Origin of the sequence: Pandoraea faecigallinarum (assembly GCF_001029105.3) — a bacterium.
Classification (GTDB): Bacteria; Pseudomonadota; Gammaproteobacteria; order Burkholderiales; family Burkholderiaceae; genus Pandoraea; species Pandoraea faecigallinarum.
On the sequence record NZ_CP011807.3, the window covers coordinates 2,573,123 to 2,588,200 of the forward strand.

At 64.2% G+C, this 15,078-nt stretch carries 13 protein-coding genes; 1 reads left to right on the top strand and 12 read right to left on the bottom strand.

The window, feature by feature from the left end; translation table 11 throughout:
• Position 1 precedes the first annotated feature (1 nt).
• The 12 genes from AB870_RS11290 to AB870_RS11345 all read right to left on the bottom strand — a co-directional run bounded on the left by AB870_RS11290 (position 2) and on the right by AB870_RS11345 (position 13,473).
• Entirely contained in the window at positions 2-469 is a 468-nt protein-coding gene (locus tag AB870_RS11290; RefSeq protein WP_047908060.1) for a GPW/gp25 family protein, read from the bottom strand.
• 16 nt (positions 470-485) lie between these two features.
• Positions 486-788, bottom strand: a complete 303-nt coding sequence (locus tag AB870_RS11295; RefSeq protein WP_046292002.1) for a PAAR domain-containing protein — start codon at positions 786-788, stop codon at positions 486-488.
• A 115-nt stretch (positions 789-903) separates the two neighbouring features.
• Complete coding sequence (gene vgrG, locus AB870_RS11300; RefSeq protein ID WP_047908061.1) at positions 904-2,694, bottom strand: type VI secretion system tip protein VgrG; 1,791 nt, start codon at positions 2,692-2,694, stop codon at positions 904-906.
• 4 nt (positions 2,695-2,698) lie between these two features.
• Entirely contained in the window at positions 2,699-3,382 is a 684-nt protein-coding gene (locus AB870_RS11305) for a CIS tube protein (protein WP_047908062.1), read from the bottom strand.
• Between the two features lie 3 nt (positions 3,383-3,385).
• Entirely contained in the window at positions 3,386-3,580 is a 195-nt protein-coding gene (locus AB870_RS11310; RefSeq protein ID WP_047908063.1) for a DUF5908 family protein, read from the bottom strand.
• Positions 3,581-3,610: 30 nt separating this feature from the next.
• On the bottom strand, positions 3,611-4,075 hold the full coding sequence (locus AB870_RS11315; RefSeq protein WP_047908064.1) for a phage tail protein: 465 nt from the start codon (positions 4,073-4,075) through the stop codon (positions 3,611-3,613).
• An 88-nt stretch (positions 4,076-4,163) separates the two neighbouring features.
• Positions 4,164-4,622, bottom strand: coding sequence for a phage tail protein (locus AB870_RS11320; RefSeq protein WP_039398341.1), 459 nt, complete (start codon positions 4,620-4,622; stop codon positions 4,164-4,166).
• A gap of 106 nt (positions 4,623-4,728) precedes the next feature.
• A complete protein-coding gene (locus AB870_RS11325) occupies positions 4,729-6,405 on the bottom strand; it encodes a phage tail sheath family protein (protein ID WP_047908065.1) in 1,677 nt (558 codons plus the stop codon).
• 22 nt (positions 6,406-6,427) lie between these two features.
• Positions 6,428-7,342, bottom strand: a complete 915-nt coding sequence (locus tag AB870_RS11330) for a hypothetical protein (protein ID WP_157112297.1) — start codon at positions 7,340-7,342, stop codon at positions 6,428-6,430.
• A 14-nt stretch (positions 7,343-7,356) separates the two neighbouring features.
• Complete coding sequence (locus AB870_RS11335; protein ID WP_047908067.1) at positions 7,357-7,932, bottom strand: Pvc16 family protein; 576 nt, start codon at positions 7,930-7,932, stop codon at positions 7,357-7,359.
• A gap of 335 nt (positions 7,933-8,267) precedes the next feature.
• Entirely contained in the window at positions 8,268-10,031 is a 1,764-nt protein-coding gene (locus tag AB870_RS11340; protein WP_047908068.1) for an ATP-binding cassette domain-containing protein, read from the bottom strand.
• Positions 10,032-10,176: 145 nt separating this feature from the next.
• Positions 10,177-13,473: a hypothetical protein gene (locus tag AB870_RS11345; RefSeq protein WP_047908069.1), complete on the bottom strand. Its 3,297-nt coding sequence runs from the start codon at positions 13,471-13,473 to the stop codon at positions 10,177-10,179.
• Positions 13,474-13,759: 286 nt separating this feature from the next.
• On the opposite strand from AB870_RS11345, the gene chrA reads away from it, so the two are divergent.
• Positions 13,760-15,004 carry a chromate efflux transporter gene (gene chrA / locus AB870_RS11350; RefSeq protein WP_047908070.1) on the top strand — a complete coding sequence of 415 codons (1,245 nt, stop codon included), beginning with the start codon at positions 13,760-13,762 and terminating at the stop codon, positions 15,002-15,004.
• Positions 15,005-15,078: the final 74 nt, after the last annotated feature.

Consider the following 15,078-nt stretch of genomic DNA (forward strand, 5'->3'; position numbering starts at 1 on the left):
GCTATTCCGATGATTCGGCCGATGATTCGGCCGGTGACCCGATCTGCACCGCAGGCAGGTTGGTGCCTTCAAGGAAATAGAACGGATAAACCATGTTGGTTCGCGTATTCGTGGCGGGAACGGTGTAGTCGATCAGGATATCCACACGGCCCTGCATGGCGTTGGACGCGTCGATGTCGATATGCTCGACGCTCACACGCGGCTCGAAAAACAGGATGGCGCGCTCGATGGCATCGCGCATCTCGGTCATCACGCTCTCGCTGATTTCCTCGAAGACATACGCCTTGATGCCGCAGCCGAAGGTAGGCTGCATGATGCGCTCGCCCGGCACCGTGGACAGGATGATGCCGAGGCTCTCGCGAATGTCGGTTTCCGCTTCAACCATTTGCGTACGGCCATTCGCTGCGCTATCACCGAAACGCGGGGGAAACGACCACCCGGTGCCGAGAAACGATTTGTCTGTGCTCATGCGTAGTCCCCGCGCCTCACCCGCCGATCATCACCGTCGGACAGCCCATGACGATCGCGCCGCCATGGGCGCACGTGTCGCCAACGCGAGCGGCCGGTTTGCCGCCGATCATGACGGTCGTCGAACCCATGACGATGCTGTCCGGCGGCCCGACGCAGATGCAGTTGTCCGTCACGACCGCCGCAGGCAGCTTGCCGACAAGCACGGTCGGTACGCACGGGCCGATGATCGGGCCGCCGACGTGAGGAATCGGCGCCGGTACGGCAGGCGTCTGCATCGGGCAGGTGTGCATGTCGGTCAGTCTGGCGGCCATCGGCATGGCGCAGTCTCCTCGGTAATTCGTTCTGTTCGTGCCTCATTGACTGAGGCGGCTGAGGTAGTTGACGGGGGGCGAACTTCGTCGTGCGTGCTTCTGCCTCGCCGTCAGCGGCGCCTCAGTTGATCATCACCAGCGCTCCCTTGACCGTCGTCTGCCCGCTCGCGGACAACTCCGCGGTGGCCGATCCCTTCGCCGTAAAACCGACATTGGCGGTGCTCGTGATGTTGAGTGCTTCGCTCTTGAGATCGGCCTTCGCGGACTGCTCGATGTTTCCGAGCGCGCTGATGCTGACCTTGCCCTGCGCGTTGATGACAATGTCCTTGGGGCTGTCGAGCGTGATGCCGTCCGGCGTCATCCGGATCTTGTTGCCGTTCTGGTCGGTCAGGCAGATCGACCTGGCGTCGTCGCTCATCTCGATGGTGTTCTTCTGCGGGGTCACCAGCGTAATGACCTTCTTCTCGTCGTCGAAGATCACCTTGAGCAGGCCCTTCGTCCACAGCGCCTTGGTGTAATTTTCGGCCGTCAGTTCGTACGGCATTTTGCGCTGGCTGCTGTAGACGCTCCCCAGCACCACCGGATAGGACGGATCGCCGTTGAGGTATCCGAGAATCACCTCGTCACCGATTTCCGGAATGAAGAACGCTCCGATGTCCGAAGATCCGTAGAAACTCGCCAGCCGCGCCCATACGCCGACCGTCTCCGCCTGCAAGACCTGCACGGCGACCTGAATGCGGTACTGACTCTCGGGGTCCGCATCGAGCTTCATGACCTTGCCAATCTGCAACCCGCCCACGCCGGGCAGCAGCCCGGACGCCATGACGTCACTCGCCCCGCGACGCTCGGAAAAGCGCTCCGGCGACATGCCGAACTCGACTTCCGTAATCCAGTTGCCGTCCGAGATGCGATGCTGCACGCCACTCACGAAGACACTGCCGCTGAACCGTTTCCCCACGCCTGCCAGTTCGATCATCGCGCCCGGTTTGGCCAGCGCGCTGCCCTGAAACGACATTCGCCCGCGAATTCGCGCAAGCGCCGCGCGCATTTGGGTCGCGTCGCCCCAGGACCTGAGGTCATCCGACGGCACCGGCACCGTCGATTGCAGACGGAACGTCGACGGCCCCGCCACGGCGGCCAACGTCGACGCACTCAGGTTGCCCTGCGCGTAGAGCGAGACCGGCGCAGAGGTCTGCTGCACCATGGCCTGCGTGCCAGGGTCCCACGCCGCGGCAACCACGCTTTGTAATTGCGTACGCGCGTCGATGTCCGCCGAGAACGACATGAGGTCGATACCGTAAGTCACCTTCAGTACCGCCGCCGACGACGTCTGGGGTGCCTTGACGATGACCGTGCCGTTGTCGTCGGCGATGACCAGCGCGCCGTTCGCTTCGGCCCGCAGCAGCATGAAGTCCCAGTCGGTGCTGTAGAACTGCACGATTTCCTTGTGCTGCGTGGTCGTCGCCGCCACGTCCGCCGTCGCCCCGGCCTTCTCGATCAACTGGCTCAGAATGTCACTGTCCTTCATGTCGACGTAATTGGCGTTGTTGCAGCCGATCGTCATCTTCACGGCCTTGTGGCGACACTCCACGACCAGCCGCGCCTCGTTCCGCTCGGAAATCCGTATGCTGTGACGGATCACCACACCGTCGAAGATCGGCATCGCACTCGACCCATACCCTGCACTGATAACGATGGCCGCGCCCGGCGCGAACGTTTCCAGATCGCTGACGGGGAAGTCGTTGTCGGGCATGTCGCCGTCGAGAATGTCGATGCGTGCCTGGCACACGCGACCGACGGCACGCTCGATGTCCACGGCAATCACGCGAATCGTGTCGGCAATGGCGTTGCCGTTGCTCGTGATGGAGAGCTTGAGCACGGCGCTGGTATTGAGGGCGGGAGAATCGGCCATGGGATCAGACGAGCGGCGGGAAGCGCAGCATCGTGCCCGGTTCGAGCTTGCGAAAGCCCGTCAGGTTGTTGATGCGCGCGACCTCGCGGTAATACGACGGGTCGTTGTAGATACGGTTGCAAAGCAGCGGCAAGGTGTCGCCCGCCTTGACTTCCACGAGATGGCTCAGGTCCGGCGAGCTGAGATTCGCGCGCAGCGAACTCTCCGTCGCACTCACCCAGCCGACGATACCCAGCGTCACGCGTGCTCGCAGCGGTTCGCCCGTGGGTTTGAACATCGTGTAATCGAGCCCGATCGACTCGACTCGCCCAAAGAAAATGAAGGTGCCCCACAGCAGGCGCACGTAATTCGGCTCATGCTTCTTGCCGTCGTATTTGTAGATCACCGCCAGCATGGCGTCGATCATGTCTTTGACCGTGCGCGATCCCGTGCCGTCCACCACGCCCGTGCCGTCGAGCACGAGATTCTCGATGGTGATGGTCTCGGGGCGCACGGCACTGAAACGCGGGGTGGCGCTCGGCTGACCCAGCGTCTGCTTCTTGTTGTATTCGATGCTCAGCTTGCGTTTGTAGCCCACGGGGTTGATCAACGCTTCGAACGGCGCGCGACTGCCGTCGACCGAAATCTGCCCGCTGGATACCGTGCACGGCGCAATGCTGAACTTGCGTCGGGTGAGACTCGTCGCCACGGCTTAGCGCTCCCTCGCACGTTCGAGCATCTCGCGCACCAGCGCGCGGCATTGCGCAAGCAGTTCGCTGCGCGCCTGTTCGTCGAACGTGTAAGTCGTTGCGGACTCGTCTTCCATGGTGGCCGGCAGGCCGGCGTGGTCCGCCGCGCGCTGCACCACCGTCGATTTGATGCTTAGATGGCCGATTTCGATTGGCATCGCCAAATCCCCGGAATTCGCTGATTCGTGTTACGCCATGCGCGTCGAGTATGTGTAGCTCAACACGATCTTCTCGATGGCGACTTCGTTTTTGGTCGAGCCGAAACTCTCGATTTCCCACTTCACCGGATAAGCGTTCGCGAACGTCCAGATGCGAATCGGCAGATGCAGTTCGTCGAGCAACTGCACCATCAGCGACTGCGGCCGTATCGGCACGATGAACTCGCCTTCGAACACCGAACGGCACCACATCACCAGCGGCGACGTCACGGAGGCAATGCCGCGTTTGAGTTCCAGAGGCGGATGCTTCACGCCTTTGGGCAGCGTGTGGACGAACCGGTTCTCGCCGCCCTCCGGCACCGATTCGGTATCGACTTCCGTACTGATGCCGGAGACGTCCCGAAACGACGCATCGACGGCGCCCGCCGTGGAGGCGAACATCACACGGAAGTGAAAGGCGGACGGCGGATAGGGATCGAACGGCGATGACGGCATGTCGGCAAATCGGGAAGCGGGAAATCGGGAAAGCGGGACTCGGCGCTGGCGGCCCGTGATGCGGGCGCACCAGCGTGGCGACGCCAGCTCAGCTGTTGGCGATCGTCAGACCTTCGTGCACGATCTCGATGGTCTCGATGGCGACTTCGTTGCCTTCGGACTTCAGATCGGTGCCGGTGATCTTCGTGGGCCATGCGTTGGCGAGCGTCCAGACCATCGTGGGCTTGCCCGCCTCGTCGAGCAGACTGATCGTGACCGGCACCCGTTTGATCGTGTTCATCTTGATCTGGTTGAACCAGTCCCAGAACTTGTTATCGGACTTGAACACGCCCTTCTTCATGGTCACGTTGCCGTACTTCTTCATGCCCGGCATCTTGATGACGGAGAATTCCGGGCTATCGCCATGGCGGTACTTGATTTCTTCGGACTGGACGTCAAGTCCGCTGACTTCCTGAAACGACATGACCTGCGAATCCCACTTCACCTGGAAGTAGAACTTCGGAAGGGGCCAAACCGTGGTGGATTGTTTCGAACCATCGTCTGCCATCACACACCTCGTCTATTGATTGCATGCGGAAAATGCCGGACGGCACAGGCATCGCACGTGGCGCTACCGTGCCACGCCCGGCCAAGCGGGTCGTGCCAGGTCGGCATCAGGACTTCTGCATCTGTTGCTGGAACGTCAGCTCGATGAACTCGGCCGGACGGCTCACTGCCACCAGCACCGTCACCTTGAGCATGCCTTCGAGAATGTCCTCGCCGGTCATCGTCTCGCCCAATCCGACGAACACCTGGAAGGCGTCGTCCGGGCTCGCCCCCGCCAGCCCGCCGCGCTTCCACACACTGGTGAGAAAGTTGCGCACCATGCTCTTGATCGTCACCCACGTGTTGGCGGTGTTCGGCTCGAACACGTAGGCCTTGCAGGCCAGGCGCAGCGATTCCTCGATCATGATCATCGTGCGGCGCACGCTCAGGTAGCGCCAGTCAAGGCTGTTGCCGTCGAGCGTACGCGCGCCCCAGACGAGCACCCCTTCGCCGATGAAGCTGCGAATCGCGTTGACGGACTTGCCCGAAGTCGGCACGTTCAGGTCTTCCTGATCGGCGTTGGAGATGTTCACGCTCGGCGAAACGACACCGTTCAGGCTGATGTTCGCGGGTGCCTTCCACACGCCGCGGGTGTTGTCGACGAGCGTGTACAGCCCCGCCATGCCCGCGGCCGGTGGCATCAGGTTGACTTTCTTCTGAAGCGCCTGAAGCACCTGAACGTAGACGTTGCTGATGACGCTCAACGTCTTGTGCAGCGTGGCGATGTCGTCCTTCGACATTGGCGCCGCAGCCTTGGCATCGCCGCCATCGGCCGGGGCCGTGCCGGCGTCGCCCTGCGCGGCGGGGGCCGCCCTCGTCAACTTGGCAACAACCGATTTGACCTGCGCCGCTTTCGCCTTGTCGGCGGGCGACGCGCTTGCGGGCGGGTTGATGACTGCGTCGAGTTCCGCCGTGATCAGTGTCTGGAGTTGCGCCGGATTGGCAATCTTCGTGAAGTCGAGATCCTTGTCCGTCACGATGGACGTGTTGACCCACGGGTAGTACGCCGCACCGAAATCGAGGAACGACGTGCCGACGTCGTCGCGGAAGTTCGTGATGCAGTCGCCGCCGGGCGCCTGGCGGTCCCACATGCCGTCGAATACGTCGAGAATCGCGAACCGGTTACGCATGGTGTAACCGCAATGCTGGAGCATGTGCGTCTGCACCTTGGCGCAGTCCTGACGCGAAAGACGCACGGCATCCGGCACGAGCACCATCGTCGGCTCCTGCTCCTTGACGAGTGCGTCGATGCCCGCCGTCAGCTTGTCCGAATCGACGTCGCCGTCGGCGTAGGTGCCGACCGAGACGATGTAGCACGGGCCACCGCCGTTCTGGAAGAAGAGCAGCATGCTGTAGTACAGCAGATACTCCTTCGCTTGCGCCGTGAACTTGAATGGCTTGCGCGCGCCCACGGCGCCGATGAAGAGATCGGTGACGACCGGACGTGCGGGCGCCGCGTCCCCGCCGCCGGCATCGCCACCGGCGTCGGCCGGAGCATCGGCGGCGGCCTTGCCGGCTGCGACGGCATCGAGCGAATAGGTGGTCGGCGGCGGTCCACCGAAGTACATGAGGAATTCGGCCATCGAGCTGATACGCCACGGCGTACCGGCAAGCGGTGTGCCCTTGTTGTCGGCGAATTGCGTGTAGCCGATGAACGCGGGCACCGCCGTGGCGACTTCGACCACGGAGTTGGGAAATGCGTTTTGCTCGACTACGTACACGCCTGGTGTTTTGTATTGCGCCATGAGTTCACCTCGGTCATCGATGTCAATTGACGTAGATCTCGGATACCAGTACTGCCCGGCTTTGCGCCGCTTGCTCAGCTTCCTGCGGTTTCTGCACCTTCGGCGTCTTCTGCGTCAGGCTGCCGATGTCGGCATTGGGCAGTCTCCGGATCAACACGCGTTCACCCGACCGGCCCCGTTCCCGCAACTGAAATCGCTGCGGGTACTGCTGCTGCATTGCGATCTCCTGCTCGCTCTCGAAAATCACTGCCCGGCGCCCGCCCGGGCGCGCCTCGCTGCCGACGTTGACGAAACTCACCTTCTCGTCGAGGTCGACGACGCTCAACACCCCCGCGTCCGGCGCGCACACGTAGTAGTAGCGCCAGCAACTGGCGCGCGCGGCGAAGTTCGCGACGTAATCGACGCCGGTCGCGCCGGCCGCCGCCACGTGATCGGCAAGATCGATCCGGGCGACGAGTACCGGGGGATTCACTCGGTCGGTGCGATCGAGTTCGCACGCGAGCGCCGGTGCATCGACGCGAACGGCGTCGGTTGCCTCGATGCACGCTCCGGCATGCAGACGACGCAACGGCGCCGGCCCCTCGACGGCAACGCTCGCCCCGCTGCCGACGACATAGACCGACGATCTGTCCGGCGATACCGGTTGCGTGCAAAGCGCAAATTCGGTGTCCTGTGCATACCACTTGAACGTGGCGACCGCGTCGCCGGGCCCGATGGCATCGAGCAGCACATCGCGCCGGTTCTCCATGCAGAACACGGCGACACCTTGCCGGTGCGCCCGCACCAGCAAATCGCGACGGCTTACCCACTGCGCTGTCGCAGGCGTGGGCGCATGGCGAAGCCACACGTGCGGCGTGGGCCAGTACGCGTGAGTGACGTCGACAGTGAATAGCCGCGTGTAGCCCGGCACCACTGGCGCGGAAGCCGACGTAGGCATGCCCGCGATTCCGCTCAGTGATTGAGCGCCGGCACCGGCGCGCGCACGGTCGGCACAGTGCCGGTGATGTCGTCGGTGTCCGGCGCCATCAAACGCACTTTGTAAAGTACGGACGGCAGATACCTGCCGCCGAGCATCGTCCAGAGATTGCTGAGTTCGCGGATATTCAGGTTTTCGATCTCGAGCACGAGACGGTCGATACGGGGATCGAGCGACGGCGAGGATCGATGGTCGAAAACCGGATGGCGTTGGAAGAAGGCGATGGCGCCGGAGACGAGTTTCAGGGCGTCTTCGTAATTACCGCCGGTGAAATTGGCGGCGACCATCAGATAGAGATTCAGATAAAGCGGTGCGACGCCGAGCGATTGGCGCGCATTGCCCGCATCCCCGGCAATGCCCTTGCGCACCGGTCCGGTATCCCGTTCGATATGCGTGAGAATGACAACCAGACGGTTGTTCGTGTTTGCGACGGCCTGTCCGTTGACGTCGACCAGCCCGGACATCGTCGCGATGTCTTCGGTGAGCGCGTAGGCTTGCCTGAGATATTCGTTAAGCCGCCCTGTCAGGTGGCTCACAGCAGCGTTAATCATGGTTCCCCGATACCCTTTCGCAATGCGGTTGCAAAAACTGATTCGGTACAACACTTTCGACTACTGGAACTGGCGTGTCGCAAATTTTCCTACATCGTCTCGTACGGCGAAACGCAACGATCTGGATTCCTGAGCGTTATTTCGGTGCTCGCTGAATTCGCGTTTGATTTTTTGCTGCGGAACTTTAGCACAAGCGCGTAACGAATAGCGCGCTCGCTAAAAAAACGTCATGAACGGTTCGCCTTACACGAGGTATCGCACGACGCAAAAAGAAATTCCTTACGGCGGCGCGGATAAAGTGGTTCGCGGCGGGCGCGCGGTCCGGTGCATGCGTCTTACTGGTTGGCATGACGATGTAATGACGTGCGTCTGGCGAGCACTTCGTCGCGCGGACCGGCATCGACGACACGCCCGCTTTCCATCACGACGATGGTGTCGAAGCGCTCCAGCAGGCCTGGCCGGTGCACCGATGCGACGATGCACGCCGTAGGGAACGCCGCGTACATCCGCTCGAAGACCCTCGCCTCGGCCAGCGGATCGAGCGCGCTGGTTGGCTCATCCAGAAGCAGCAGCGAACTGCCCTGCGCCGCCAACACGCCGCGCGACAAGGCAAGCCGCTGACGCTGGCCGCCCGAGAGATTGCCGCCGCGCTCGTTCAGGGCACTGGCCAGGCCGTCGGGCATCGTTTGCAGAACGTCGTCGAACACGCCGGCGTGCACGGCGCTCCGCAAAGCATGGGCATCTGCCGGTTCACCGAACGTCAGGTTCTCCTCGACGCTCGCTTCGAAGACTTCGGCCTCTTGCGGAATCAGCGTTGCCAGCGTACGCAACTCGGCCCAGTCGGTCGTCACGCTGTCTCGTTGCAGTTCCCCTTGCCGGGGAATGTAGAGGCCTGCGAGCACGCGTAGCAATGTGCTCTTGCCGCCGCCGCTCGGGCCGATGAGCGCCACACGCGCGCCGCGCCGAAGCACGAGATCCACGCCGCGCAGGCCGCCGCGCGCATCGTCGGCATAGCGCCATGACACGCCATGCAGCGTGAGCGTGTCCCATGGCGCATCGGGCACGACGGCGGGCACTGCAGCGTCGGGGTCGCCCGGCGCCTCCCAGATCGGTTCGGCGCTGCCGTAGTCGGTGTGCATGCGCGCGAAGCTCTGGAAGTTCGACGCCATGGCGCCGACCACCGTAGCCGCCTGCTGCGCGTATTGATAAATCATGAAAACCGTGCCGAGCATCACGGCTTGTCTCGGCTCGCGAGACTGCAATACATAGACGACGACCAGGATCCAGGTCAGTCCCATGCCGAGGATGTCAACCGCGAACCACTTGCCTTCGTTGACCGTCACCGCGCGCCGCAGCGGGGTCATCACGGCGTCGAGGCGATGCCCGAGGAGTTTGCGCGACGCGGCCTGAAGGCGCAGCCCGATCACCGTCCCGGCATTGCCGACGAAGTCGAGCAGCGCGGCGGCATAGCGGCGCTCCGCATCGTTCTCCGCGCGTGCGAGCTGCATCAGCACGCGGTCGAAACGCAGGATGATGACGGCAATAACGACGTAACCCGACACCGCGATCACGCCGCTCGTGCCCGAGAGCAGCGTCAATGCGACCAGCGGGCCGACGAAGTTGAATACGCTCTGGAGGTAGCCGAACTGATTCTGCGCGAAGTCGGAGAGCGCGCGACTCGACTGAACCACCCGGTGCTGCAATTCGCCGGAGTGCCGCCCGTCGCGCCATGCCAACGGCGCGGCGGCAATACGTGCGTATAACTCGTGCGCCAACCGCACGCGCACGCGAACCCCGACATTGCGCTCAAGGATCCGCCCCGGGCCATGCAGCAGCCATGACAGCAGGTAGACGCCTACGAGATACGCGATCCAGCGGCCTGCAAGCGCCATGTTGCCTTGCTGAAGGGCATTGATCGCTTGCGCCGCCAGCCATGGCATCGTCAGGCGCAACAGTTGCGCGGCGGATAACAACGCCGCGGCACCGAGTAGATGACTACGCGTGCCTCGCGCGTGACACCATAGTGCGCGGTAGAGATCGCGGGCGGCACCGCCGAGGCCGATAGCGGGTTTGCGCGAAGAAGAATCAGGCGCCGTCATGCGTTCGTCGCTCCTTTGCCGTTGTCATGAACTGACGCGGCGACCGGGCCCTGAGAACGTCGACGGCCCGGCCGGTCATGGGGTCACTCGCAGGGAATGACTTCGAGACCGATCAATATAGGGGAAAAACGCACGGACGTCGGCGTCAGAGCGTCGAATGCACGTGGGCGTGGCTGGCGCCGGGCGGGTTGCCAGGCGCGCGTGACGGCGCAGGGCGAGTATCGGAAACGGCATCGACAGTGGCGGGCGTTGCCCTCGCCTGCTTCTTGTCGCGCGGCGACGGCGCTACGTAATAGAACCGCAATTCCGCGTCCGGATAATGATACGGCGTCATCGCCAGATTGACTGCACATGAATCGCAGAACGGCATGCGCGAGCACATCACGATCGAGCGCACCACGCCTTCACCCGCCGGGTGGTCCATATAGATCTGCGCCAGAATCAGCCGCTCGGTGTCCAGCGTGCGCGCCTTCGCCTCGCCGGACGCCGCGTGGTAAGTCGGCAGGTTGGCGTCGGCCATGACCAGGCGCAGCGCCGGCGGCTCCGTCGGATCTTCCGGCCGTTGCCCCGCGGCACCGCCACGTCGCTGCGCGATGACACTGTGTTCGCGCTGCGCGTAAGCGCGGCCCGCATCGACCAGCCTCGCACCCGGCGCGTTCGTCGGCAACGTTGCGCGTTGCAGTCCGGAGAGGCAGTAGTAAATGGTGCGCGTGCCGTCGACGAGCGTCACCTCGGCCAGCGCGATGTTCGCGTTGCGGGAAAGCTCGCGTAGCCGCTCCTGAACGTCTCGCGCGGCGCGGGCTCTGCCCGTCACCAGCGCTTGCAGTCCCGACATGCGCGGAAACACCTCTTCGAACAACGACAATACGTTGCGGGTCGTTTGCACGTCGCCGGTGAATGGCAATTGCGACCACACCGCCAGCGGCGACGGGCGCGAAACGAAATCCCGTGCGATAGCGTTGACGAACGCGTCCGCCTGCGCGGGGTATCGCTGCCAGTGAGACCATAATTGATGAAACGTGGGCAACAGCGCCGGATCGACATGCGGCGGCGACGCGCGAAGGTCGTCCACCTCGCCGGCACCCTCGCGCGCGGCCCGGGCAGAAGCCACGCGGTGCTCGATGGCACGGGCGAGCTGGCTCACTGCGCGTCGCGCCTGCGAGACCGTCAACGGCACGTCTTCCAGACCGCGCCATACTGCCGCCGGCGAAGGCGACTGCTCCCACATTCGCAAATACAGTTGCAGCAAGGTCCGCGTCTCGCCATAGGAAATGGTGGGCAGCACGATGGCGTTCTCGGCGGCGGCCCGGTGCCGCTGCGCCCTCCAGTACTCGCGAATGTCGCGATCCTGCGCATCGCGGCGGCTCAGTCGCACGTGGCGGCGCGTAGCGCCTGCATCGCCGTGCGCCAGCGCGAACCGGTAGTACACATCCTGCGAAACCTGCGCTACGCCATGCAATATGCCGTGAGCATCGCGATATGTGCCGAACGGCACCGCGATCCGCATGCCGCCGAGCACAAGGTGCACGCGGCGGCCGCCGACCGGGCCATCCGTCGTTGCCTGCTCGAAGAATGCCAATTCGCCGTCGAGCGTCTGCAGGTAGACCGATGCGTCGACCCGTGGCGCCTCCGGCCGGACGTGCGGCATATCGTCCTCGTCGAACTCTCCGAGACGCCCGAACGCGAAGAAGCGTCGAGCGCCATCGGCCGCCTCGAACGTTTGCGCGTAGATGGCAACACGCAAACGCAAGACCGGCGACGCCTCGACAATCTGATGCTGCGTCACCGTCGCCCCCTGCTCGGTGACCGTTACCTGGCCGGCACGCTCGGAGTGGCATTCGAGGCACATGCCGTCGACATCCGTGCCCATGCCCCGGGAGATGCGACATAACGAGTGCGGCCCGGCTTCGGCGCGGATTTCGTCCAGCGGCCGGAGATGGGACGCATGCTTGCGCGTATGTGCCACCGTTGCGCCGTAGAGGACACCGTCGACGTCGAAGACCTGCACGCCATTCTGCGTCAGGTCCGGGCGGTACTCGACATAGGTGTCCGGCGGTAAGATCCATTGCACGCCCCGTCCCAGTGGCCCGTCGAACGGCTCTCGCTCATACGTGACGTGTTCGCCGTGCTGCGACGCCAAGGTCTTCGCAACGGGGTCTGCCATATTGCCTTGCGCCGGCTCCCGCGCTGTCTCCGGCCACAGGTGCGAGAGCAGCGCAATGGCGTCGTGCCGAAGCGAATCGGGGTGCACCACCGCCGCAAGACATCCAAATCCGGCCATTGTCATGCGCGCGGCCAGCCCCCTCACCTCATCGATGCTTGCCGCCTTGTCGGGTTGCGCTTGACGCGGCAATCGCGCACCGCTCGCATCGCCCGGCGCATGACGTCTGTCCCGCGGCAAGTGCTGCTGCACCGTGTCGAGCAGCAATTCGGCGACCTCGTCCAGATCCGGCGAGTCGAGGACCGTGGCATTCGCCGACGGCCATCCCGGCGATATCGATGCGCCTGCGCGCCTGTCCCAGAATCGCAGGTCGTCGTCCTGCGCAATGCGCGACGCTATCGACGGCCAGTTGTCTCCCCACAGCGTGGCGCCATGAGTCTGCGCAAAGCACCGCGGCCAAAAGGTGTGACGCGGCACGCAATTCAGCAGGGGCGAGACCAGCCCCGGCGCACTGCCGGACAGCGATAACGCGTATTGCCGCCACTCACCTGCCGGACTTCGAAGCATGAGTACGATCGCGTGGGTCGCGTCGTACATCACGCGTTGCGCCGGCAAGTCTCGCCCGCCGGCGTGATCGACGATGAGCGACGTACGGAACGGGATCAGCACCTCGGCATTGGCAAATGCCTCGCGTGTGTCGCTCCCGCACGCCGCAACCGCATCGCGAATCAATATCGCCAGCGCGCGTTGAACGTCGCGTCGATAGGCGGTGCGGCCCGCGCGTAACGCTTCGGTGCCGTTCGATGCGAGGCGCGTCACGCCTAATGGTTGCATGTCGGCGGGTGGCAGGCACACCGTGTCGACGTCGCGTGTGACGTCCCTTCCCGGGCCGGACGTCAACAGTCCGAATACACCCGCACTGAGATGCGATTGCGAGGGCATCGCGGGCCGCATCGCACTTTGCGCTTCCGGCAACGCATTGCTGCGCTCGGGACGCCGGGCACCGCTGGCGGACGCCGCCAGTGAGGTGAGCGCGAGCAGCGACAACGCAAAAGCGGCATGCGAGACGCCCGGCCGCAAGGCGTGCGTGCCCGCCTCGGGGGCCATCGTCGCGTCGGCGCGTCGTCCAGACGCGGCTCGCTGCCCGTTGCGGCGTCGCGACGACCGGTTGCCACGCCAGTCGTCGACGAACACCGTGCGTCTGAAGTGCTGTGGCGCGCCATGAAAATGCGACGCGGGTCGATGCGCATGGTGCGGTGTTCCCAGATGCAAGCGTGTCATTGAGCGTTCCTCCGAGGAAACTTGCTGCGAACGGCCGTCGTGCGGGTGCACGTCGGATCGCCTGACGCAACAAGACGAAGCACGCTAACGCGGCGTGGCGCCGTGCGATTGCTGAAACGGACCGGTGTTTGTGCGGCAGTTGACGACGAACTCGACAAGGACCTCACCGCGAACGCCGCGTCACCGCGCCGGCCGTGACATCGTGTCACTCCGGCGTCACGGCATCGCTGCTATGCTCATGAAATTTCGCCCCACCCGTCATATCTCCCGTTGCGGACAACCAGCGTTGGACCCTTCGAAAAAAACCGCTCGCCGCCCTGTCCCGGGCGATAACCGCGCCTCGCATGCCGCCCTCGACGTGCTGCGCGCCTTCTTCGTTCTTGGCCTGACGAGCTTTGGCGGACCGCTCGCGCACATCGGGTACTTCCATCGCGAATTCGTCGAGAAGCGCCGGTGGGTGGACGATGCAGGATTCGTCGACCTCGTGGGGTTGTGTCAGTTTCTGCCCGGCCCGGCGAGCAGTCAGGTGGGGTTCTCGATTGGGCTGTTGCGCGCGGGCTGGCTCGGCGGTCTTGCCGCATGGTGCGGCTTCACGCTCCCGTCCGTGCTGCTGCTCCTCGTGTTCGCGCTGATCGCACCGCATCTGGGCGGCACGCCCGGCGCCGGGCTCGTGCACGGTCTGAAACTGGTCGCCGTCGCGGTCGTGGCACAAGCCGTATGGGATATGGCGCGACGACTCTGCCCGGACACCCGCCGCGCAGGCATTGCGTTGGCGGCAATCGCCGTGCTCGCCGTCGCGACGACCGTCTACGCGCAGTTGATCGTGATCGTGCTGGGCGCCATCGCGGGTTACGCATGCCTGCGGCAAGCGCCGCTCATGCCGACGCCCGCGTCCGTCTCCTCCCTGCAATTCCGAATCTCACGTACGGCGAGCGCTGTCGCCTTCGGTCTCTTCTGCCTTCTACTGGCCGGACTTCCGGTGCTGCACCACGTCACCGGCGAACGGGTCATTGCGATTTTCGACGGCTTCTATCGCGCCGGTGCGCTCGTCTTCGGGGGCGGCCACGTCGTGCTGCCATTGCTGCAAGAGCAAACCGTGGCGACGGGATGGGTACCGGCGAACGACTTCCTTGCCGGGTACGGTGCGGCACAGGCGGTGCCGGGGCCCTTGTTCACCTTTGCGTCGTTTCTCGGATGGCTCTCGGGGAGTCCGTCGCACCCCGGGTGGGGAGCGGCGCTCGCAACGGTGGGCATTTTCCTGCCAGGACTGCTGCTCGTGGTCGCCGCGTTGCCGCATTGGCAGGCGCTGCGATTGCACGCGTCCACGACGGCCATGCTGGCGGGCGTCAACGCCGCCGTCGTGGGGATTCTGGCGTCTGCGTTATATGCACCGGTCTGGACGAGCGCCGTGCACAGCGCTGCCGACTTTGCCGTCGCCGCGATCGCGTTTGCGCTGTTGGTCCGCTGGAAAACGCCGCCGCTGGCCGTGGTCGCGTTGGGTGCGCTGGCCGGAGCGACGGTGCTGGCCTGAGCCGCGGGAAGGCGGTTCGAAGCGCTATCGAAGCGGCGCTATCGAAGCATTTTCGAAACGCCCTCCCACAGACG